The organism is Providencia sp. PROV210, assembly GCF_028479445.1.
GTDB classification, from domain to species: Bacteria; Pseudomonadota; Gammaproteobacteria; order Enterobacterales; family Enterobacteriaceae; genus Providencia; species Providencia rustigianii.
Genome location: NZ_JAMPNQ010000006.1, coordinates 63,213 through 85,101, shown reverse-complemented (window position 1 = coordinate 85,101; position 21,889 = coordinate 63,213). Strand labels below are relative to the sequence as shown.

20 protein-coding genes, 1 pseudogene and 2 CRISPR repeat arrays are annotated in these 21,889 nt (G+C 43.0%); of the genes and pseudogenes, 13 read left to right on the top strand and 8 right to left on the bottom strand.

All coding sequences use genetic code 11. The annotated features are described in order from the left end of the window. The first annotated feature begins 91 nt into the window (after window positions 1-91). From fliF to fliR, 13 genes are all read left to right on the top strand, one after another. Window positions 92-1,786 (top strand): flagellar basal-body MS-ring/collar protein FliF, encoded by a 1,695-nt coding sequence (fliF, locus tag PR761_RS05685; RefSeq protein ID WP_154611034.1) that lies wholly within the window; start codon window positions 92-94, stop codon window positions 1,784-1,786. Continuing rightward, window positions 1,783-2,775, top strand: a complete 993-nt coding sequence (gene fliG / locus PR761_RS05680; RefSeq protein WP_006813403.1) for a flagellar motor switch protein FliG — start codon at window positions 1,783-1,785, stop codon at window positions 2,773-2,775. Before fliF ends, fliG begins: the two co-directional genes overlap by 4 nt. Further along, a complete protein-coding gene (gene fliH / locus PR761_RS05675) occupies window positions 2,768-3,499 on the top strand; it encodes a flagellar assembly protein FliH (RefSeq protein WP_006813404.1) in 732 nt (243 codons plus the stop codon). The genes fliG and fliH overlap by 8 nt, the downstream gene beginning before the upstream one ends. Beyond that, complete coding sequence (gene fliI / locus PR761_RS05670; protein WP_006813405.1) at window positions 3,496-4,860, top strand: flagellar protein export ATPase FliI; 1,365 nt, start codon at window positions 3,496-3,498, stop codon at window positions 4,858-4,860. Before fliH ends, fliI begins: the two co-directional genes overlap by 4 nt. A gap of 11 nt (window positions 4,861-4,871) precedes the next feature. Continuing rightward, window positions 4,872-5,315, top strand: coding sequence for a flagellar export protein FliJ (fliJ, locus tag PR761_RS05665; protein ID WP_006813406.1), 444 nt, complete (start codon window positions 4,872-4,874; stop codon window positions 5,313-5,315). Continuing rightward, window positions 5,316-6,698 (top strand): flagellar hook-length control protein FliK, encoded by a 1,383-nt coding sequence (locus PR761_RS05660; protein ID WP_126436703.1) that lies wholly within the window; start codon window positions 5,316-5,318, stop codon window positions 6,696-6,698. Window positions 6,699-6,885: 187 nt separating this feature from the next. Further along, entirely contained in the window at window positions 6,886-7,368 is a 483-nt protein-coding gene (gene fliL, locus PR761_RS05655; RefSeq protein ID WP_006813408.1) for a flagellar basal body-associated protein FliL, read from the top strand. 5 nt (window positions 7,369-7,373) lie between these two features. After that, window positions 7,374-8,381, top strand: a complete 1,008-nt coding sequence (gene fliM / locus PR761_RS05650) for a flagellar motor switch protein FliM (protein WP_115164172.1) — start codon at window positions 7,374-7,376, stop codon at window positions 8,379-8,381. Then, window positions 8,374-8,790 carry a flagellar motor switch protein FliN gene (fliN, locus tag PR761_RS05645; protein ID WP_006813410.1) on the top strand — a complete coding sequence of 139 codons (417 nt, stop codon included), beginning with the start codon at window positions 8,374-8,376 and terminating at the stop codon, window positions 8,788-8,790. Before fliM ends, fliN begins: the two co-directional genes overlap by 8 nt. Before the next feature lies 1 nt (window position 8,791). Next, a complete protein-coding gene (gene fliO, locus PR761_RS05640; RefSeq protein WP_006813411.1) occupies window positions 8,792-9,268 on the top strand; it encodes a flagellar biosynthetic protein FliO in 477 nt (158 codons plus the stop codon). A 12-nt stretch (window positions 9,269-9,280) separates the two neighbouring features. Continuing rightward, window positions 9,281-10,024: a flagellar type III secretion system pore protein FliP gene (fliP, locus tag PR761_RS05635; RefSeq protein ID WP_006813412.1), complete on the top strand. Its 744-nt coding sequence runs from the start codon at window positions 9,281-9,283 to the stop codon at window positions 10,022-10,024. 8 nt (window positions 10,025-10,032) lie between these two features. Beyond that, window positions 10,033-10,302, top strand: a complete 270-nt coding sequence (gene fliQ, locus PR761_RS05630; protein WP_006813413.1) for a flagellar biosynthesis protein FliQ — start codon at window positions 10,033-10,035, stop codon at window positions 10,300-10,302. A gap of 2 nt (window positions 10,303-10,304) precedes the next feature. Then, window positions 10,305-11,084, top strand: coding sequence for a flagellar biosynthetic protein FliR (fliR, locus tag PR761_RS05625; RefSeq protein WP_006813414.1), 780 nt, complete (start codon window positions 10,305-10,307; stop codon window positions 11,082-11,084). Between the two features lie 421 nt (window positions 11,085-11,505). On the opposite strand, the gene PR761_RS05620 is transcribed toward fliR, so the two are convergent. The 8 genes and pseudogenes from PR761_RS05620 to cas1f form a co-directional block, all read right to left on the bottom strand. Beyond that, window positions 11,506-11,778, bottom strand: coding sequence for a helix-turn-helix domain-containing protein (locus tag PR761_RS05620; RefSeq protein ID WP_181875007.1), 273 nt, complete (start codon window positions 11,776-11,778; stop codon window positions 11,506-11,508). Next, on the bottom strand, window positions 11,765-12,091 hold the full coding sequence (locus PR761_RS05615; RefSeq protein WP_115164169.1) for a type II toxin-antitoxin system RelE/ParE family toxin: 327 nt from the start codon (window positions 12,089-12,091) through the stop codon (window positions 11,765-11,767). Before PR761_RS05615 ends, PR761_RS05620 begins: the two co-directional genes overlap by 14 nt. Before the next feature lie 78 nt (window positions 12,092-12,169). Continuing rightward, a CRISPR array of direct repeats spans window positions 12,170-12,617; the repeat unit is 28 nt; unit sequence TTTCTAAGCTGCCTGTATGGCAGTGAAC. Between the two features lie 90 nt (window positions 12,618-12,707). Continuing rightward, a CRISPR array of direct repeats spans window positions 12,708-13,276; the repeat unit is 28 nt; unit sequence TTTCTAAGCTGCCTGTATGGCAGTGAAC. Window positions 13,277-13,407: 131 nt separating this feature from the next. Next, window positions 13,408-14,043, bottom strand: coding sequence for a type I-F CRISPR-associated endoribonuclease Cas6/Csy4 (cas6f, locus tag PR761_RS05610; protein WP_115164168.1), 636 nt, complete (start codon window positions 14,041-14,043; stop codon window positions 13,408-13,410). An 8-nt stretch (window positions 14,044-14,051) separates the two neighbouring features. Further along, complete coding sequence (gene csy3 / locus PR761_RS05605; RefSeq protein WP_154611033.1) at window positions 14,052-15,074, bottom strand: type I-F CRISPR-associated protein Csy3; 1,023 nt, start codon at window positions 15,072-15,074, stop codon at window positions 14,052-14,054. After that, entirely contained in the window at window positions 15,074-16,030 is a 957-nt protein-coding gene (gene csy2 / locus PR761_RS05600) for a type I-F CRISPR-associated protein Csy2 (protein ID WP_115164166.1), read from the bottom strand. Before csy2 ends, csy3 begins: the two co-directional genes overlap by 1 nt. Then, a complete protein-coding gene (csy1, locus tag PR761_RS05595) occupies window positions 16,027-17,292 on the bottom strand; it encodes a type I-F CRISPR-associated protein Csy1 (RefSeq protein WP_154611032.1) in 1,266 nt (421 codons plus the stop codon). The genes csy2 and csy1 overlap by 4 nt, the downstream gene beginning before the upstream one ends. A gap of 27 nt (window positions 17,293-17,319) precedes the next feature. Next, window positions 17,320-20,808 (bottom strand): type I-F CRISPR-associated helicase Cas3f, encoded by a 3,489-nt coding sequence (cas3f, locus tag PR761_RS05590; RefSeq protein WP_154611031.1) that lies wholly within the window; start codon window positions 20,806-20,808, stop codon window positions 17,320-17,322. Further along, window positions 20,805-21,779 (bottom strand): annotated as a pseudogene (gene cas1f, locus PR761_RS05585) (type I-F CRISPR-associated endonuclease Cas1f). The gene cas3f and the pseudogene cas1f overlap by 4 nt, the downstream one beginning before the upstream one ends. Between the last annotated feature and the right edge of the window lie 110 nt (window positions 21,780-21,889).

Sequence of the window (21,889 nt, the reverse complement as noted above, 5' to 3'; positions counted from 1 at the left end):
CAGCGTGAAAAAATGAGGTTACGAAGAGGGAAATCAGATTGTTTCACCAAACGTACATTCATCCGTTTAGTTTGCTTAGCAGGGAATATTTATGAGTACCGCATCTAAAGATACGGGGGAGGCCAAAAAAGGTTTTGCCTCTATGATCGAAAGTATCAAAGCCAACCCCAAAATACCGTTAATTATTGCCGGTGCTGCTGCGATAGCCATTATTGTCGCCCTACTTCTTTGGTTTCGCAGCCCTGACTATCGAGTCCTGCTGAGTAACCTTAGCGCAAAAGATGGTGGTGATATCGTGGGTCAGCTGACTCAGATGAACGTCCCTTATCAAATTGCAGATAATGGCAGCGCCATCCTCGTCCCTGCGGATAAGGTTCATGAATTACGCTTAAAACTGGCGCAATCGGGTTTACCTAAAGGGGGAAATACCGGATTTGAGTTGCTAGATAAGGAGCAATTCGGGATCAGCCAATTTAGCGAGCAAATTAACTACCAGCGTGCATTAGAAGGCGAATTATCGCGAACTATCGAATCACTCAGCCCTGTTCAAAGTGCTCGAGTGCATTTGGCCATTCCCAAACCAACACTGTTTGTTCGTGAGCAAAAACTTCCAACGGCCTCCGTTACTGTGGGGTTATTACCGGGAAGAGTTCTCGATGAAGGTCAAATTAGTGCCATCGTGCATATGGTATCGAGCAGCGTCACTGGCTTAACGGCAACAAACGTCATTATCGTTGACCAAACAGGTCGTTTACTGACTAACAATGATAATAGCCAGCAGTCGGCCAATAGCGCACAGATAAAAATGACCAAAGAGATGGAAACCCATCTTAAAGAACGTATTGAAGACATTCTTTCTCCACTGGTTGGGCGTGCAAATATCCATGCTCAGGTCACCGCTCAGATGGACTTTTCGAAAGTAGAACAAACCTCCGAAGAATATAAACCGAACCAAACACCGGATGCTGCCGCAATCCGCTCTCGCCAAAACAGCGAAAGCATGCAAAACAGCAATGGAGGTCCTGGGGGCGTACCGGGAGCATTATCCAACCAGCCAGTCAGTGCACCTAGCGCACCAATCGAGGCTGAAAATAAAGATAATACTGGGAAAAACAACCAAAACACGACAACAACGCGTAATGGTACCCTGAACTCACAACGGGATGAGACGACCAATTACGAAGTTGATCGCAAAATCAGTCATACCCAGCGTCAAATTGGTGTGGTAGACCGACTTTCTGTTGCTGTTATTGTTAACTACCAAGCTCAGGAGGGTGAGAAAGGCGTAGAAATGAAGCCATTACCACCTGAAATGATCAAGCAAATTGATGCATTAACCCGTGAAGCGATGGGCTATTCCACACAACGTGGCGACTCCCTCAATATCACTAACTCATTATTTACTAGCGATGCCCCAGCAATTGAAGAAACGTCATTACTGAACAGTCCTCAATTTGTTAGCCAAGCATTGGATTACGGCAAAATTATTCTTATCGCTATTATTGCGTGGTTCATGTGGCGCTTTGGTATCAAACCTCAATGGGTGAAATATCGTAAAGCGCAGCAAGCCCAAGCCGATGCTGAAACCTTTATCGCTACACAATCGACAACGCCGTTCGTCGTTGAAGAAGAAATTAATGAAGATATGGACGAAAAAACCCGTCGCCGTCTGACTCGTCAACGTGTAAGTGCTGAAATTCAAAGTCAGCGTATCCGTGAAATGGCAGAGAAAGATCCGCAAGTCGTGGCAATGGTTATCCGTCAGTGGTTAGGAAAATCCCAATGAGTTTAAGTGGAACAGAGAAAAGCGCCGTTATGTTAATGACTCTCGGCGAAGATCAGGCTGCGGAAGTGTTCAAGCACCTGAACCCAAAAGAAGTCCAGCAGCTGAGTATGGCCGTGTCCAACATGCGCCAAATCTCCAATAATGAGCTTGCTGAAGTGTTGACTGAGTTTGAAGAATCGGCAATTCAGTTTGCCGCTCTCAACATCAATACCAATGATTATCTGCGTTCTGTCTTGGTGAAAGCGCTTGGTGAAGAGCGAGCAGCCAGCCTATTAGAAGACATTTTCGAGAAGCAAGAGACAACCTCGGGCATCGAAAGCCTCAACTATATGGAACCACAAACTGTTGCCGATATTATCCGTGATGAGCATCCACAAATTATCGCCACCATTTTGGTTCACTTAAAACGCAACTTAGCTGCTGATGTCTTAGAACTGTTCGAAGAGCGTCAACGTAACGATATTATGCTACGTATTGCCACCTTTGGCGGTGTTCAGCCAGCCGCATTAGCGGAATTGACTGAAGTACTGAACAATCTTCTGGACGGTCAAAACCTCAAGCGCAGCAAAATGGGTGGCGTAAGAACCGCGGCAGAAATTATCAACTTGATGAAAAATCAGCAAGAAGAAAGCGTTATCGATGCAATGCGTGATTACGACGGTGAACTTGCACAGAAAATTATCGACGAAATGTTCCTGTTCGAAAATCTTATCGAGGTGGACAACCGCAGCATTCAACGCATCCTGCAAGACGTATCGACCGACTCGTTGGTTATTGCCCTCAAAGGCAGCAATCAAGCACTGCGCGACCATTTCCTCAACAACATGGCAGCCCGTGCAGCAGAAATCGTCCGCGACGATTTGGAATCCCGCGCACCAGTACGTATGTCACAAGTGGAAACCGAGCAGAAGGCCATTCTGATGGTTGTTCGCCGCTTAATCGAGAAAGGCGAAATCGCCATCGGTGGTGGAGACGACGTCTATGTCTAATTCGTCTAAAAAACATCTGCAATGGCAACCGTGGCAGCTACGGGAACTTAATCAGTGGGATTTAAATTCTTCAGCCATCCCATCATTAAGTGATGCCCCTGAGCCAACTGCCCCCAAAGTGCCTTGTTTAGAGCCTAAAGAGGTACTTGAGCAGATCAATTTGCTGGATAACATCAAAGAAGATGCCCAAAAAACCGGATTCCAGCAAGGTTTCGATAAAGGACAAAAAGACGGATATCAAGCCGGTTTTACGGAAGGGCTACGTGCAGGGGAGCAGCAAGGTCATGATCAAGCCCTTGCCCTGCAACAACCCGCTATTGAAACATGGCAGAAATTATTGTCTGAGTTTCATTATTCCCTCGATACTTTTGATACCGTGGTCACCACTAAATTACTGCAAATAGCCCTTTCTGCGGCGAAGCAAGTATTGGGGCAATCTACGGTATGTGATGGTACTGCACTGCTGGAAGAAATCAGTCGTTTACTTCAGCAGAAGCCGATTTTTGCCAGCCAACCTGAATTGCATGTTAACCCTAACCACGTGGCATTAATTGAGCAACATTTAGGTTCACTGCTGGATCTGAACGGCTGGCGTTTAGTCGCCGATCCGACGCTACATATCGGCGGATGTCGCGTCGTGGCAGAAGACGGGGAAATTGATATGACGGTGGCCACGCGTTGGCAAGAATTATGCCGTCTGTATGCACCGGAGAGCTTGTCATGACCGCCAGACTCGGTCGCTGGATGGCATCCCTTGATGACCTAGAGTCACGTATGAAAGGGGTTCCCATGGTACGCCGCTACGGGCGTCTGACCAAAATCACCGGATTAGTCATGGAAGCCGAAGGCATCAAAATGCCTTTAGGCGCCACATGCTATATCGAGCGCAACATTAATGGCGGCAGCGATGAGGTTGTCTGCGAAGTTGTCGGCTTTAACGGCGCTCGAATGTTACTGATGCCGCTATCAGACCTTGAAGGGATTTCGCCAGGCGCTCGCGTTTATGCTCAATCTACTGGGGATGATGGGCAAACCAGTCGCCTGCTACCTATCGGTAATGAATTACTGGGTCGCGTATTGGATGCTCAAGGAACCCCCCTCGATGGAAAGGGTCCCTTGGAAACCAAAGCTCGAGCACCATTGATTACCCCACCAATTAACCCATTAGAACGGACACCTATTCATAGTGTGCTTGATGTCGGTGTACGCGCCATAAACTCACTATTAACCGTTGGTCGCGGTCAACGCATGGGATTATTTGCAGGTTCAGGCGTCGGAAAAAGTGTCCTACTCGGTATGATGGCGCGCTTTACCCAAGCTGACATTATTGTGGTTGGGTTAATCGGTGAGCGTGGACGCGAAGTTAAAGATTTTATCGAGAATATCTTGGGTGCTGACGGCTTGAGACGCGCCGTCGTGGTCGCCGCACCCGCCGATGTTTCTCCCTTACTGCGGATGCAAGGTGCCTCTTACGCTACCCGTATCGCAGAATATTTTCGAGACCAAGGGAAAAGTGTCCTGCTGATTATGGATTCTCTCACTCGCTACAGTATGGCACAGCGTGAGATCGCGCTTGCCGTGGGTGAGCCACCAGCAACCAAAGGTTATCCACCTTCCGTTTTTGCGAAATTACCCGCGCTTGTTGAACGAGCAGGTAACGGAAAAAACGGAGGATCAATTACCGCATTTTATACCGTATTGACTGAAGGGGATGACCAGCAAGACCCCATCGCGGATTCTGCTCGTGCTATTTTGGATGGACACATTGTTCTGTCTCGATCTCTTGCTGAATCCGGTCACTACCCTGCGATTGATATTGAAGCCTCAATTAGCCGAGCAATGACTGACCTGATCGCTAAAGAACACTATCGCAAAATTCAACGATTTAAGCAGTTAACATCCAGTTACCAGCGTAACCGCGACCTAATCAATGTCGGCGCCTACGCCATGGGCAGCGATCCTATGTTGGATACTGCCATTCAGTATTACCCACGCATGTCGAAATTCTTACAACAAGATATTGATGAACGTTGTGATTATCAAACAGCTTGTGAGCAACTGGATCATGTTGTTCCAAATGAATAACGAGGGGTGCGATGTCCAATAGCCATGCATTAACGACATTATTGAGTTTAGCGGAAGACGCTTCTGAAGAGGCGGCTAAGGTCCTTGCTCAGGTGCGCCAAACACACACTCAAATGTCAGAGCAGTTAAATATGTTGGAAAACTATCAATCCGAATATCGGCAAAAGTTAAACCAAACACTGCACAGTGGTATGGACTCGGATAAATGGCAGAATTATCAACAATTTCTTGTCACCCTAGAACTCACTATTGAGCAGCAGCAACAACAGCTCAGTATGTGGAAACAACGTGTCGATGATGCTAACCGTCATTGGCAAGAAAAACAGCAACGCGTCAATGCGTTCGATACCTTAATTCAACGCGCCGAACATACTCAAAACCAACGTCAAAATCGCTTAGAACAAAAACAGATGGACGAATTTGCTCAACGCGCGACTTTACGGAGATCCCAATAAATGGACGTCAATGCCAATCTGTTGCCAGTTACCCCGACAAATAGCACCAAAACGGCCAATGAGCCGCAACGTGATAGTCAGATTGATGAAACTCAAGCACCCGCGGTGCCTTTTCAAGCGATTCTTGAGAACCAACAGCCACCAGCAAAGAGCACAGAAAATGACACGCCTCCGAAAACTGCGACTGATGAAGCTACGCTGAATCAACAAATCAGTGAACAGAAACAGGCTGAAATTACTGAACCGACGCCTGATAAGCCCGCTATTGGTAACGAAAAAGCAGAACATGCGCTGGCACAATTGAATTTTAGCCGTGATTTACGCGGTGATAGTGTCCAAACACCATTACAGCCTGAATTATTAACCGGTAAACTCACCGATGAAAAAGCGTTAGTCGACCAGCTAAAACAAATCACTAATGAGCGGATTCAAACCGCAGCCAATCCTCAAGCGGCACCAGAAAAACCCTCGACCACGCCATTTACTCAGTCATTGCAACAGATTAGTGATGTGGCACGAAATGCAGCCCCATTTGATGAAAAAGCGCTCGTAGGCTCCCAACTACAATTAGCAGGGGAAGAGCAAGACCCAACTCTGGGTCTAATGATGAAAAAAGAGGTCGGCGAACGTCGTGATCAATCGTTATTTGCGCTCGATCATCAGCGAGTGATCCCCACGAAAGATTTTGCTCAGGACTTTATGCCACTGAGTAAAAAATCGTTGAATACAGATTCCATTTCCCAGTGGGTCAATACCAATACAGAAAACAGCCAAAATTTGCAAAATAATGCCAAAGGCGCTTTTGCACTTCAAACTGAAACAGGGGCATTCACGACGTCGGCAAACTCTGCTACACCACATGTCGCAGGTATTATGCCAACTCAAGCCACTGCGCAAGCCGCGACCATTTCAGCACCGCTGGCCACACCAACAATGCATCTCCCAAGCCCATTAGGTAGCGAAGCCTGGCAGCAGCAACTTAGCCAGCACATGCTATTTTTCTCTCGCCAAGGGGTTTCCCAAGCACAAATTCGTTTACATCCCGAAGAGCTTGGTTCCTTGAATGTGCATTTGCGTATTGAGGATAACCAAGCCGTAATGCATTTTGTGTCTCCACATAGCCATGTACGGGCTGCAATGGAAAGCATGATGCCAATTCTACGTAACGCACTGCAAGAAAGTGGGATTCATTTAGCTCAAGGTTCTGTTGGGCAAGAGAATACCAGCAGTCAATCCGGTGCAGAACAACAATCCAATCAGCGAGATGGCCAGCCACATTCGACGCATCCATCCGTCGGAGTCGTGGGGATTAGTGAGGCAAATACAAGTACAAGCCACACCAAGTTACCGACTCGACAAGGTGGCATTAATACCTTTGCATAATGTCTTTCTGTAAGGCCTTTGCATAATAAATATGCGAATGGCGGTAATTTTAGTTCTAAAGCGTCGAGTTACCGCCTTTTTGCTTCGTTTTTCACTCCTTTAAATCATCCCAATCTAGGGATAATGCTAGAGATCATAAAGTATAAAACCCGTATGGGTTTGGCATCTAAAACAGGAATTCAGCCACATGTCGTCTTCACGCAATGAATCTAAACGTTCGAATAAAGGGTTAATTTTACTATTTGCCCTCATAGCCTTAGCCGGTGCGGGTTTTGGCGGTTATAGCTGGTGGACGACACAGCAACAGGCACAATCTGTAGATGGAGACGAAAAACGTCCAAATATGCCTCAACCTATTTTTATGGAATTAGAGCCATTTACCGTTAATCTTCCAGGATTAAATAATGCACCCGATCGCGTGCTCTACATCCACGTCACATTACGCCTTGCGAATGAAAAATCTCGCAAACAGCTTCACGAATATTTGCCAGAAGTTCGCAGTCGCCTCTTGTTATTGCTGTCCGAACAGCAATCTAAAAATATGGGCACCCACGAAGGTAAGCTGCAACTGATGAAGGATATTAAAGGGACATTAACCCCTACCCTGATCCCGGGGGATACCGATCAGGATATTTCTGACGTGTTATTTACTACTTTTATTCTGCGGTAATACCCATGAGCGATAATATTTTATCTCAGGCTGAAATTGATGCGCTGCTTAATGATGATGCGCCATCAACCGATCAGCCGATACCTGAAAACCAAGGCAAAGATAATGTTCGCCCATACAACCCGAATACCCAACGCCGGGTTTTTCGGGAACGTATGCAATCCTTGGAAATCATTAATGAGCGTTTTGCCCGTCAGTTCCGGATGGGGTTATTTAATATGTTACGCCGTAGTCCAGATATTACGGTTGGTGCAATTAAAGTTGAGCCTTATCATGAATTTGCACGTAACTTACCGGTTCCAACTAACCTCAATTTGATCCATATGCCACCTTTGCGTGGTACAGCGCTGTTCACTTTTGAACCCGCGCTGGTGTATATCGCCGTGGATAACCTGTTTGGGGGAGATGGACGCTTTCCTGTTCGCTCTGAAGGCAAAGAATTCACCAATACCGAACAACGTATTATCAATCGTATGCTGAAACTCGCACTTAACGCCTACCGCGATGCTTGGCGCCCAATTGCTGATGTTGAAGTGGAGTATGTGCGTTCCGAAATTCAGGTGAAGTTCACCAATATCACCACATCTCCCAACGATATCGTGGTAACTACCCCATTTTTGGTGGAAATCGGTAATACCGTCGGTGAATTCAGTATCTGTATTCCAATTGCCATGATTGAGCCGTTGCGTGAACGTTTAATCAACCCACCGACGGAGCAAGGACATCAAGAAAACGAAGCTTGGGTCACTAACTTAGTCACTCAAGTAAAACGTTCAGAATTAGAACTGGTTGCTAATCTGGTTGAGATCCCGCTGCGCATCTCTAGCTTGCTGCAACTACAAAAAGGGGATGTACTCCCTATTGATAAGCCAGACAGACTGATCGTCAATGTTGACGGTGTCCCGGTATTAACCAGTCAATACGGCACCCAAAACGGTCAATATGCACTGCGTGTAGAACATTTGATTAACCCTGTTTTAAACACTCTAGATGAGGAAAGTACCAATGAGTGAGGCGAAAAATTCTCTTGATGCATCAACCAACCACAACGATGAAGACTTGTGGGCTGAGGCGCTGGAACAACAAAAACAAGCGGAATCCGCCTCTGCTGGTATGCAGAATTTCGAAAATGTTGACGGACAGAATCCATTAAATCAATTTTCTGATGTTGACTTAATTATGGATATCCCTGTTCGCCTATCAGTGGAACTGGGACGCACCAAAATGACCATTAAAAAATTACTCAGCCTATCTCAGGGTTCCGTGGTTTCATTAGATGGCTTAGCGGGTGAACCCCTCGATATTCTGATCAACGGCTATTTAATTGCACAAGGTGAAGTCGTGGTCGTATCTGATAATTACGGTATTCGTATTACTGACATTATCACTCCATCTGAACGTATGCGCCGTTTGAGTCGCTAAAATGACCAATGTGACAGCGATAGAACCCCAAGTTCAACCCACAGTCATTGACACGGTGCCAACCCAAAAACCGTTTTTGGCAAGCACTGTGTCCCATGATAACGCTTCTGCTCCTGCCATCAATAACAATGATAGTTTGGCGCAAATTTCAGGGGCGCTAAGCGCCATTATTTTGCTGATCTTAGTCGGTGCGTGGCTGGTTAAAAAGTTTGGATTTGGGCGTAATACATTCACAAAGCAACAACTGGTGAATGTAAAAGGTCGCTGTACGATTGGGGGAAAAGAACGAATTGTTGTGGTTGAAGTAAACAACGAATACTTGGTTTTAGGGGTAACTGCACAGTCGGTGAACTTATTACACCAGTATCCCGCACCACAAGAAAACCCACTGAATTTTACCCAAGAACCGTTAACGTTTCAGTCGATATTCAAGAAAAAACAAGATGCCGCCAACCAAGCGGCCTTAGAAAAACAGTAACCGGAAGCGCCCATGTTACCTTTAAAATCCGTTGCCGCTATCAGCGCTCTGTTACTTGCTCTACCTCAATCAGCTTCAGCGGCACTGCCTGCGGTGATCAGCCATTCTCTGACTGATGGTGGGCAATCTTGGTCATTACCGGTCCAAACTTTACTGTTTTTGACCTTACTTGGCTTTATCCCCGCCATGCTCCTCATGATGACCAGCTTTACGCGGATTATCATCGTGCTCGGTTTGTTACGTAATGCCCTTGGAACCCCTTCAGCACCACCAAACCAAGTTCTATTGGGATTAGCGCTATTTCTCACTTTTTTCGTTATGTCTCCCGTTGCAGACCAAGTTTATCGTGAAGCTTATCAACCTTTTAGTGAAGATAAAATTAGCCTAGAAACGGCATTAGAAAAAGGCACCGCGCCACTGCGTACGTTTATGCTAGGGCAAACTCGGGAATCGGATCTTGCGCTCTTTGCACGTATCGCCAAAGTTGGTGAAATTCAAGAAGCCAAAGATGTACCAATGCGTATTTTAGTTCCTGCGTTTATTACTAGTGAACTGAAAACCGCGTTCCAAATTGGTTTTACTATCTTTATTCCGTTCTTGATCATTGACTTAGTGGTTGCCAGTGTTCTGATGGCGCTGGGAATGATGATGGTACCCCCAGCAACGGTTTCATTACCCTTCAAGTTAATGTTATTTGTCTTGGTTGATGGTTGGCAATTATTGCTGGGCTCTCTGTCTCAAAGCTTTTTTAATTAGGAACGATTATGACACCTGAATCGGTAATGGCGATGGGTACAGAAGCGATGAAAATCGCTTTAATGTTGGCAGCACCTTTATTACTGGCCGCACTGGCCGCGGGTTTGATTATTAGCCTGTTGCAAGCTGCAACCCAAGTCAATGAGATGACACTGTCCTTTATTCCTAAAATTTTATCCGTTATCTCCACGATTATTATTGCAGGTCCATGGATGCTTAACTTACTTACCGACTATATGCGCCAGTTATTCAGTAACCTGCCGTTTATTATTGGCTAGCAATGTTAACCATCACCAGTGAAACCTTAACGCTATGGCTGAGCCAAGGTTTTTATCCGTTTATACGCCTGTTAGCTTTATTCGGTACAGCGCCGTTTTTCAATGAAAAGCAATCTATCACCAAGGCTCGTATTGCCCTCGCCTTTTTTATCGTTCTGATTATTTCACCGCAGCTTCCCGTGGTGAATATCCCACTATTTTCAGCTATGGGTTTGTGGGTTATTGTGCAGCAAGTGGTGATTGGCACTGCGATGGGATTAACAATGCAGATGGCATTTGCTGCGGTGCGTCATGCTGGGGAAGTGATTGGTTTACAGATGGGATTATCATTCGCTACGTTCTTTGACCCGACCGGTGGCCCGAATATGCCCATTTTAGGGCGTATATTTAACTTGATTACCCTACTATTGTTTCTATCTTTCGATGGGCATTTGTGGCTAATTTACATTTTAACCAACTCATTTGAACTCATCCCTATTCAAACTACACCGCTCAACCGAGATGGCTTTTGGATATTTTTGCAATTCGCTAATACCATTTTTATTAATGGCTTAATGCTCGCTCTGCCATTTATTACACTGTTTTTGATTCTCAACCTTGCCCTCGGTATTCTTAACCGTATGACGCCGCAATTATCGGTTTTTGTGGTGGGATTCCCGCTCACACTCACCATCGGTATTAGCATGTTGGGACTGATTATTTCCATTCTTCCTCGCTATACCGAACGCTTGATCCATCAAGCGTTTGAGCAATTGTCGCTGATGTTTAATTTGTGGGTTTAAGTGGGTTCTATAATTTTTTCATTCTGAAGATGAAGGTCACAAAAAGGATCTTAATAATAATTTCGTAGCGCATTACATTCTCCAATACGTTATTTGCATATATTCTTTATCATCCGATAAATTCATAATTTAACCCGTTCTATTGTTCAGGTAGTCTCTACTCAAAGCTGCCTGTATGGCAGTATTCCTGACCCGTTCTATCGTTCATTTCTAAGCTATCTAATGACAGTGATCTATTCTGTTATTTCACAGGATAGTCCACTAAATGTAGTGCAAATTACTCGAAGCAATAAATATCAAAATATAATAGGTGAAGCTGATATTTTGACTACTTATACGACAATAAATAATCACATCATAAACAGCGATAATTTGGCGTTTTCTAAGCTATTTGTGTGGCTAATATCTATGATATTAAGACTTACAACGTAATAATTGGATTTTTAATCCCACATGCGGCGGCATACCTTGCAATGCTTTTGATACTGGCATTGTTCACATTACTTTCTAATCTTGTAATCGTTGATGGATTAACGCCAATAATTTCGGCCAGTTGACTCTTAGTCAAGCCTGCAGACTCCCGCCATTCTTTAAGCATAGCTTGTAATTTCTCGGTTCTAATTTCCGCCTCATAAGCAACTTGATATTCAGGGTCTTTCATCCATTCAATATGCAATTCTTTATGCGTTTTCATTATTTAATAACTCCTGCAAACGTTTTTTAGCTAAATCAAACTCAGACTTTGGGGTTTTCTGGGATTTTTTGATAAAAATCCTCAGCATAATAATTGTCCTGCCTTTATGGTATACCCATAAACCTCTAGCAATTTCACTTCCTACTGTTCTGAGCTCAAAAAGCCCGTTACCTAACGATTTTGTATCCGGTTCACGTAAGTAATTTGGGAATTGTTCAAGCTTTTGTATTATTCGGTCATACTTTACTTTTATTTTCAGGGGCAATGCATTGGCTTCTTTTTCAGCATCGAGATGATATTTTATTGTATACATGTTCCCTCTCAATAAATTGCATTATGATGCAAATTGCATTATTGTGCAATTTTGTTATTCCATTAAACGAAATTACTTTATATATGCTGCTTGTGTGGCAGTGAACATAAGACTTTTGACAGTTTTGAATTTCGACAGTTTCTAAGCAGCCTGTATGGCAGTGAACCCTGAGATATTTTCACCCCGAATTGATACTCGTTTCTAAGCTGCCTGTATGGCAGTGAACCCTTGTGAATTCAGCTTGAAATTTATATAGCGTTTCTAAGCTACCTGTATGGCAGTGAACCGTGAGCAACGGACTAACTGTTTTTCTATGAATTTCTAAGCTGCCTGTATGGCAGTGAACAATTAATGAAGGTGAAGTGATGGATAAATCAATTTCTAAGCTGCCTGTATGGCAGTGAACTTTGCTTACTGCACCATTTGGCTATTTGATGTTTTCTAAGCTGCCTGTATGGCAGTGAACACTTATTTTTTTGATATCGCTGAGGTTCAAGTTTTCTAAGCTGCCTGTATGGCAGTGAACGACCGGGCAGTGAGCAGCAAGAATATATTCAATTTCTAAGCTGCCTGATGGCAGTGAACAACTTCAATAATCGTATGTCGCGCCTTAAGTGTTTCTAAGCTGCCTGTATGGCAGTGAACATGGGATATAACGCGGGTCTAAATCACGATAATTTCTAAGCTGCCTGTATGGCAGTGAACAGGGCGACGGTGATTTTGCTCAAGTTTTTAGCTTTCTAAGCTGCCTGTATGGCAGTGAATCTCATCCCTTATGCATTAAAACTATCCGCTACTTTCTAAGCTGCCTGTATGGCAGTGAACATTCTTGCTGTGTGTATATTTGCTCAGATACATTTCTAAGCTGCCTGTATGGCAGTGAACCTTGCCAGTATGAAGCAACGCGATCAGATTAATTTCTAAGCTGCCTGTATGGCAGTGAACTAAACGTTGGATTTATGCCGGGGGTGTGAAATTTTCTAAGCTGCCTGTATGGCAGTGAACTGACTATGATCGCGATGATGAAATGTCGATGTTTTCTAAGCTGCCTGTATGGCAGTGAACGATCCAATCAAGCCATATCTGACCGATATTATTTTCTAAGCTGCCTGTATGGCAGTGAACTTTTCATAACTTATCCTTGTTTAAATCGTGGCTTTCTAAGCTGCCTGTATGGCAGTGAACTATAAAATATCAGACAAAAAATAAGTTACAACAATCAGTTAAGAGTATTTGTAATAAAATACCCTTAATTTTCACTGACTACTATAACTCATTGATTTTATACCTTGTTATTAAAGAGCGAAAAACAAAGGTCAAAAATGTGGGACTGTTGCAAATACTTGGCTGCCATTGTTTGATTGACTTAACCCATAACAATTAAATACGCCATCAATCACCTTATCTGCCCAAATACATTGAATGAATAGCGGGAATGGACGACTGCCTTGATGCTCACTTCTGCTATGTAAGCTTTCCACCCAAATAAATGGTAATCGACTTTGTTTTGTTGGCCGCAATTTTTCAAGATCAACTAAACATTGTTCTAATGATTGCCCCGATTTTTTTGCCCAAAGTGCCGCTTTTTTCTGCATATCCGATTCAATTCGAGCGGTTCCCTTAATTTGCTGACGAACATAGCTAACCGGCCGTGCATTTTCTGGAACCGCTTGTATCGACTTTACATGTACATAGTCTGACAGCCTTGAAAACCATTTAACCAAATCTAACTGCTGCAGGACTATCGAATCTTTACCTATCAAACGTACCTTTTTACCCAACCGAAAACCTGAACAACCATACTCAGGAAAGGCAATCGCGACAGAGCTACTCCCTTGTTCCTTTTTATTCTCCACCAATGCAATATGAATTTGCTGGTAAACCTTTTGCCAAAGAAAATCCAACGGTATGGTTGAATCAGGCAATAAAGTGACTTCTTGATAATAATTCATAGCTCACCTTATTTATCACTTTCACCAAATACACCACCTCGAACCAACACTGCCATGACATAATGTTCATCTTCAACTCGTGGTAAGCTTTCACCACGCGCCCATTTGTCAAAATGAGTATAAAAATCCTGATTCTCTTTTGGTGTGCGGTATGCAGTACCCAAATTAGTGACTGCGCCATATGGCTCAATCGCTATTGCACCGGCTCCATGATCAGATCCGTACGCAGGGTACCAAGTATCAATAGAGCGCAGTGCATTGCCTACTTTTTGAGAATGCATAGCCGCATACCCACCAACATGATACAGAATTTTACTTTTGTCCCCTTTGCCCTTATCCATCACCAACTCTTCACTTGGATACACTTCCTGTGCTTTAGCTAACTGGACATATGTTGTGATTTCAAGCAATAAAGCACCTTGAGGATTCGCCAGTGCTGCGGCAATTTTGTCACCTAATAGCGTCAATTTTTCGTCTTTTATATCAAACTGATGAATGCTGTACTGCGTTGCATCAAACACCCACTCGGCTTGCTGACCTTGGTTCAGTACTTTAACAACGACTTCAATTTGTTCAGCTCCCACTCTGTTACGCCATAAAAAACGCCCATTCGCAATATTTTGTGCATAACGATGACCTAATTCTCGGAAACCTTCTTTCTCAATATACGTTTTGGCAGCTTGGGCATAACTTTGCTTGAATAAGGCGTTATTACATGCCGATGGGATTTCAACCCCCCCCAATACTTTCAAGGTAAACTGGTGCATCAACGTATCTTGATTAATGCCTAATGCACACGCATCTACCTTTTGTAAGTTGGCTTTTTCCACCTCTGAATTTAACTTCAAGGGATCGTTTTTCACCGTACCTTTAAGGCGATTAGAAATCGTACCTCTTACGGATTTTTCTTGTAATGACAACGGGGTAAATTGGGTTTTATTATCCCAACAAGTTCCATAAAAATAGCCATCAGATGGAACCAGTTTTTTTTCGAATGCTAAAACAGATGCAACATCATTATTCTTCGCCATTACTTGCTCTCCGCAGATATAAAGTTTGATACCAGTTGTTGGCATAAATAAAGGTTTTGAGATTCAATAAATTCAAACCCCCATAAAATTTCATAAATACTATTGGCTCGGTTAGCTAATATAAATTCACCAAGAGTCACTACGCTTTCAGCAAATCGATGAGGCGTGTCTGGGTCTCTTTGGTTTTTAGCCTGCCCTAATGGGGAAATACCCTGATAACCCGTAGCAATAGGCACAATCCAACCGGATATTTTACGTTGAGCTCGCCACTCAAATTGGGCATTTTTTTCATTGCCATGCTCATTTGTCGGTATTTTTTCAATGCATTGATTGTCCACCACCACATAATCAAGTAAGGCATCCATCGCATCTTGCCCTTTATTCATGGCGACTTTCATTAAGTCTCGACGTTCGATCAAAGCATAACCGGGCATTACACTATTGAGTAAATTACGCCTGAATACTCCATCCGTATCTTTTTCTGGGATGATATACGTAGTCGGTTTACCTAAAGACAGAATATCTCCCCCCGCCAATTTCATGGTCATGACAAGATCATAAATAACTGCTAGAACAGGTGAGTTCTCAAGTAATGGTTCCACCTTTCCGTCATCATCAACTGCATATTTTATAAGCAACGAAGCCTCTAAATGGCAACGAGCCTCCTCAATAAATGCTGAGCGCGTACCATCACTGTTTAGCGGGTTTGCAGTACCGATAATTGAACTGACAAAATCATTAGGCCCACGGTATGTTTGTAAATCACACTCATGACTTATCACCGCAACAGAATCGAGAACAATATTGACTCCATATTCATGGAGCTTACGTTCTAGGGCATGCATAAAACCCAACCATGCCGTCATTGCAGGAAAACCAATGGTATAAGGGCTGGAAAGCGCATTTGCATTATGAATTTTCAGGTAAGGTAGCTTAATTATATAAATTGAACTCATCGTAAAAGCTCCTTATTATTTGCAATCTGCGCCTTAACAACTGCAAATTCATCATTTCCTAAAATGATAGCTTTTTTCCCCATAATTTTTTTGTAGTGCTGTATAAAATACTGAGCAACCGAGCCTACAATCAGTGATAGCCATTCATCTGAGCTATCCCGCTGCTGATTTGGAAATAACCAAATTTGTTGCTCTTTCAATAATCCTGTAGGCAACCTCGCATCCGCTTGCTCAAATGCCCGTCGAACTTCCCACATCGTCAGCATTATATAGTCCATATACTCTTGAATACGCTTATCTCTGTATTCGATAAACCGGCTATTGCGCAGCTCTTTTGGTAAAGAAATCAGCCCATGAAATGCGTCTAATGTTTCTTTCACTTGCCAAGGATTTAAAGTATCAGAGAAAAAATTACTGTTTGGTAAGCGCAATTTTCGTTGAATAATTCTTGGTGGTAATGATGATAATAAATACGCTTTGCCGGCATTTTGATTATTGAGAACTGAAATATTCTGAGGCTTAGTACCTCCATAGCCAATCGTCGTTATGTTATAAATTTCTTTATAACCAACCTTGCTATATTCCCCTTTTCGTTTTAAATCTCGCAATACTTTGGTTTGCTCAGAATAGCGGATGGCATCTATGCGCTGACGTAGTTCAAAAACTAACCCAGACGGAGTTAATGGAGACAGTAAGTGATATTCAATCTCTTCTAACCAAACAGGGAAATAGACCTGTTTTATTTTCGAACTTGTGATGACGGAATCATCCGTTGAAGCCATCTCTAAAAAACCATCTCTCAGCACTTGATAAGATTCATCACCTTGCGCTAATACAGATTTAGCTAGGTCGGTTTCATCTTGAATATGTGCTAGTAACGTTTTGTTATCTTGCAGTTTAAGCATCAAAAATTTGTATACATCCAATGCTGCAGCATTGCCTAATGCATCCGTTTCAACCGCGACATTCCCCGATCTCAGAAAGCCATCATTAGTGTGTTCTGTTTCCGCTAATATCGCCGTCACATAACCATTTTTATTCTTTCTCGAACTAGGATGGCTAAAGGTGCAAGGGTGAGTTGACAATGATATTTGACCTGCTCGTTTTGCTGCGTTGGGTAACCACCGTGCTAATGAAAATACGGCATCACACTCCTGTAGTAATTGCTGTAATTCACTTTCATTCATCAATGCTTTGACATTCTTTTTAAACCAACCTTCTTTACGCTCCACAAAAAAGGCATCTATTGCTGGATCTAACATGTTGAATGGTCCTTATGACTTAAATGCTTATTCCAAAATCTTAAAGGTGCTAATTCCCATTTGGTCATCGTAGTAATACGTGTCATTTTTACGCTTAATAACGCTAATTTCCCCGTATCGTTTAGAAAGTTGTCCTGCGGGATCATGTTCACTTTCTCGATTTTCCAGTGATTGTCGGTAATCTCGAACCAGCCATAACCTCTGTTTTATCTCCTCCGAGACTGATTGATGATGAATGCCAAGCTCCTTATCTATTTTCACCCAACCGCTATCTTCATCGTATTCACAGAAATTCAGTTTATTTTTGTCTGATAAAATCAGCGATAGCCGAATCGAAGGCAGGCTCTGTCTAAACTCGGCAAACTGTTGCGGAAGCGCCGTCATCCACCAAGTACCGCAGGTAAATCCCCAAAGTGTAATAGGTTTATTTTTTGCGATCGATGATATCCCTGTTGGTATTCGACTCCGTGTAATCAGCTTCGGCTGACTATCCGTCGAATATCCCATCAGCTGCTCTATTGCCGCATGCTCTAAACAGACTAAATTCGTTTTTTGTTGTCTTTTCCAATCGGGTATTTGCTGAATTCTAGGAATTGCATCAACGGATTTTAGAAGTTGCTGTTCATTCACAAGTTCACATAAATCATGAGAAGATAAATGAAGGTTTAGTTCTTTATTTTCATAGCCTGGTCGAGAAAACACATCCGCTATCTTGCGTTTATCATTTTCATCTTCGGTAAATCCGTTCCAGTTATATTGCAGCAAGGCCATATTTGGGCTTTCAATTTCACCTTCACGATGACGGCGAACGCGCCCTGCCATTTGAATTATTGACCGGTATGATGATGGCTCAATCACCGCCCAATCAAAATCATGGTCTCGCCCGACCTCTTCTACTGGCGTCGCCACCAAAATAAAAATCAGCTGTTTGGCTTTACCTTGTTGTTGGATATGACTCAAATGCTGTCGAATGACTGGGTTTTGAAACGCTTTTGGCTGTTCATCTACGTTTTCTTTGCGTTTTAACACGGCATCAAGATGTTTTTCTTGCTCATGGCGCAGTAATAAAACTTGTTGGCTGTGATAGGCCATAGTACGGATTTCAACGTCTTCAGCCCATTCACAGGATAAGAAATAGTGAGTTAAAGCGACACAAACGGGAATATTCGCGACACGCACCACACCAAATGAAACATTCAAATTGGTTTGCGCATCTTTGCAAGAATGAGCTTGATGTAAACCAAGAATAGCTTGCCGAATGTATTCGAAATATTGAGTTTGTGGGTCGCTACCTTGGCCTTTTCCTGTAGGCACAATAAAGGCTTTCCTACGGACAACTAATGACTGTAGTACTTTGATTCGTCTAGTAATAAATTTATCATGATACTGCTGGTAATGCTCAAGCGTTAATTCCTCATCCGCCGCATTAATCGTCGCTATTTGGCATGAACGGAAACATTTATCCTTTTTGGGGTCATATTCGCCTTCATCCACCCATACACAGCCTATCTGTAATGACTTTTGATGGCTAAGTGCGTGAATACGCCACCCCAGTTGGTAGGATTTAAAATAGAAAAGCGCTAAAGTTGGAGGAATAGTGGCAGATGAGATCATTACTTTACGACCTAATATTCCAGCAAGGTAGACCAGACGACCAATCGCAATGGAATCATCACCCGTAAAATCATCTATTTCATCAATCACTAAATCAGACGACATCAACCGTAAATACGGCAAAATATAACGTCCACCGCGAATGGTTTCCGTTGCACTCATGATGTGGTCAATTGTGCAGGCTAAAATAGGCGCATAGAGCAACGCTCTGTCTTTTGAGCGCGTTAATACTGTGGATAGCTCTTCTTCTGGCAAACTCCCTTGCCAACTCTCTTCTGACCAATTTAATTCGAGGTCTTCCTCACCAAACAGGCTCTCTTGTGACTCAGACCCGAGCTCCGCTAATTGAAGCTCTTTTTCCCTTTCCTTTTCGTGATCTTTTTCTTCTTGGTGCAGTGCTAAAACTGCTTTTGAACCTATCAAAACTGCGAGATTTTCTTCATCAATCCCCAAACGCTCACGATACTCATCCCCAGTTTGCAACGTCAATGTTCGAAGACCTAAAGCCAGAATAAATCGCAAACTTTGTTTATCTTCCGATAACGACTGCATAATTTTTGCGTTAGCCGTCGTTTTACCACAGCCTGTACTCGCAATATTAACAATAAAATAGCCTTCGGTTTTATCCTCTTGCTCATGTCGATACTGGTAAATGGTATTGACGACATCCTCTTGCCAACTGAATTTTCCCGTCACATTTTTGTTGTGTTTCAGCTCTGGAATATCATTCGCCATTGGCGGCTCTGATTCAAAAAATGGAAGGTATTCCGTCACATTGGCAGCAACATTTGCAACATTCACTAAGTGTTCATCTAGCTTTTGTTTATATTGCATCGCCCCATGCAGCCTTGCTGTATTCGCATACAGTGGTATATTTGATTCCCATGTCGGGTCGGCGTCTTTAGAAGAGTAATTGTGGTCCCCTAGCATCAAGCAAAGGCGCGCATGTTGAGCAACTAGCCGCCAGCAACCATTATCCATTGCTTCTTTAAAAAGAGGTAATTGATGTTTAAGATGTTCCGCCGCACAGCTGACCGCATGCAGCCATACCGGTGATTGACTTAATAAACCTTGAGGGAATTCAAAGCATTGATTAATCCTTTGATTATATTCACCTTCATCATAAAGGTTTTGATAGCCCCATTCCTTGTCTATTGTTTTAAGTAATTCAGGTAATGTATCTCGTGCTTTATCTGCCCATTCGTAGCGTTGTTGCCGATCCTCGATGAATGGCAGACGGTGGTGGGAAACAATTAACCAGACTAATAATGACGCCGCCTCTGGGAGTTCACTCAATGGCCTGCTGAGAGCATTATTCTCTTTTACCCACTTTTGTAACTGTTGCTCACTCCATGTGCCATTAACTAACGTTTCTATCCATCTTTCGTCATCTTTCGCTGTAGGACTGCTTTTAACTAATGCACTAAATAACAATGATGAAATCCATTCGTGACGAAGCGGATCCCCTTTAAATCTATTTTTTGATTTTGGGTTTAATTTTTCTTGGAACAGCAACGACGCTTTACCCCAATCATGCAGTAACGCAGCTAAACGAGTAAAGGCATTAATTAAGGGCAGATATTTCCAGTTATTTTCTACTTCACTTCCCAAAAGAGATTTTTCTGTTCGATTGACGGGGACATAACCTTGTTCGTTAAACTTGCTTTTTTTACCCACCACCCAAAGCAATTGGCTGCGAGAACGGGAACGTGTCCAATGGCAACTCACTGCGGTATTACGGCTGGCGCTTTTACGCAACATTTTTTGAACTGTTAATAACCCCTCTTGGGTTATTAAGGTTTGCCATGTGTTATCTCCAATCCTATTGGCAAAAGCATCTAAAACGCGTCGAGTTCTTTTTAATGCATTTTTTTCACACTGAGAAACAAATGTCACCATCATGACTTTGTTTTCTCCTGTGTGGCGATTTCCGGCTGAAGCGCTAACGCTTTCACCGTATCAAATATAAAATCTAATGCGTGGTGATCGACAAAAGACTGTAGGATTTGCTGGCGGAACTCTTGTTCCGTTGCATCTTCTTTTCCGCAAATAAATGCCCACGGAAGTACAATGGCATCCTAAATTAAATCTGCAATATCAAAAATTAATGCTCCCCGGCGGGTTTTACCATGCATTACAGCAAAGCCATGCGGGATCCCTAATACCCATAGACAACTTGCCGCTAGACCGTATGCCAAATAGTTACCATGATTTAAAAACGAGTTGGTCTTATCTAAAGATTGATGTTGGCGGGAAAATTTCTTGTGTTCTGTACTATTTGCCGCGTACTTATAAAGTACTTTCGTTAGCTGCGCTTCAGTTAACAATAATTCTTGCGCATTTTCTGCCGATTCAGTTCGGGAATTAAACGTTTTTAATGCAGATTGAATAACATCATGCTGATAAACAAAGCCCTCATTCTTCAATTCTCTAGAACCTTCCCACACTCCCTGTAAATATTGAATACGCGCCTTTTGAAGTTTTTTCGCAACAGATAATCTTTTGGTGTCATCAAACCAAAAACTAAGCCAACCTTGTAAATATTCAGTTGGACGATATTCGCTTTGAGGGGTAAACCACTCTACTTCAGTTGCCATATAGAGAGGCGTTCCCCCACCACCACAAAAACCGACTAATACCCCTGCTTGAGATAGCATTCGCATTGCAGCTTGAGTGACAGATGTCCCTGTACCTAGCAGTAAAACAGTGGTATTTGCTATAGGGATATTAAAATAGAGATTTTCATTTTTAGTCTCAGTGAAGTAGAGGACTCGGCCATCTTTTTGCATCACTCTGCAATGTTCTAAGTAATACATATTCGCACGTTTAGAATGCAGTATTGCTTTTAGATCCGATGGAGAAAAATCATCCATATCAACTTTCCTTTCCCTAACATAGTAATTTTTTTAATAAATTCACTCCATTTAAGTCTGTCTTCTATATCAATACAAGCTTTAAAACGCGAGAACATTCAATCTGCGAG

Excerpts from the sequence above, each read along its gene's own strand:
- csy2 (WP_115164166.1), bottom strand. The coding sequence starts at position 16,030 with ATGAGTTCAATTTATATAATTAAGCTACCTTACCTGAAAATTCATAAT.
- fliF (WP_154611034.1), top strand. The coding sequence starts at position 92 with ATGAGTACCGCATCTAAAGATACGGGGGAGGCCAAAAAAGGTTTTGCC.
- cas3f (WP_154611031.1), bottom strand. The coding sequence starts at position 20,808 with ATGATGGTGACATTTGTTTCTCAGTGTGAAAAAAATGCATTAAAAAGA.
- PR761_RS05615 (WP_115164169.1), bottom strand. The coding sequence starts at position 12,091 with ATGTATACAATAAAATATCATCTCGATGCTGAAAAAGAAGCCAATGCA.
- PR761_RS05620 (WP_181875007.1), bottom strand. The coding sequence starts at position 11,778 with ATGAAAACGCATAAAGAATTGCATATTGAATGGATGAAAGACCCTGAA.
- cas6f (WP_115164168.1), bottom strand. The coding sequence starts at position 14,043 with ATGAATTATTATCAAGAAGTCACTTTATTGCCTGATTCAACCATACCG.
- fliP (WP_006813412.1), top strand. The coding sequence starts at position 9,281 with ATGTTACCTTTAAAATCCGTTGCCGCTATCAGCGCTCTGTTACTTGCT.
- fliL (WP_006813408.1), top strand. The coding sequence starts at position 6,886 with ATGTCGTCTTCACGCAATGAATCTAAACGTTCGAATAAAGGGTTAATT.
- fliG (WP_006813403.1), top strand. The coding sequence starts at position 1,783 with ATGAGTTTAAGTGGAACAGAGAAAAGCGCCGTTATGTTAATGACTCTC.
- PR761_RS05660 (WP_126436703.1), top strand. The coding sequence starts at position 5,316 with ATGGACGTCAATGCCAATCTGTTGCCAGTTACCCCGACAAATAGCACC.
- fliI (WP_006813405.1), top strand. The coding sequence starts at position 3,496 with ATGACCGCCAGACTCGGTCGCTGGATGGCATCCCTTGATGACCTAGAG.
- csy1 (WP_154611032.1), bottom strand. The coding sequence starts at position 17,292 with ATGTTAGATCCAGCAATAGATGCCTTTTTTGTGGAGCGTAAAGAAGGT.
- fliH (WP_006813404.1), top strand. The coding sequence starts at position 2,768 with ATGTCTAATTCGTCTAAAAAACATCTGCAATGGCAACCGTGGCAGCTA.
- fliO (WP_006813411.1), top strand. The coding sequence starts at position 8,792 with ATGACCAATGTGACAGCGATAGAACCCCAAGTTCAACCCACAGTCATT.
- fliR (WP_006813414.1), top strand. The coding sequence starts at position 10,305 with ATGTTAACCATCACCAGTGAAACCTTAACGCTATGGCTGAGCCAAGGT.
- fliJ (WP_006813406.1), top strand. The coding sequence starts at position 4,872 with ATGTCCAATAGCCATGCATTAACGACATTATTGAGTTTAGCGGAAGAC.
- fliQ (WP_006813413.1), top strand. The coding sequence starts at position 10,033 with ATGACACCTGAATCGGTAATGGCGATGGGTACAGAAGCGATGAAAATC.
- fliM (WP_115164172.1), top strand. The coding sequence starts at position 7,374 with ATGAGCGATAATATTTTATCTCAGGCTGAAATTGATGCGCTGCTTAAT.
- csy3 (WP_154611033.1), bottom strand. The coding sequence starts at position 15,074 with ATGGCGAAGAATAATGATGTTGCATCTGTTTTAGCATTCGAAAAAAAA.
- fliN (WP_006813410.1), top strand. The coding sequence starts at position 8,374 with ATGAGTGAGGCGAAAAATTCTCTTGATGCATCAACCAACCACAACGAT.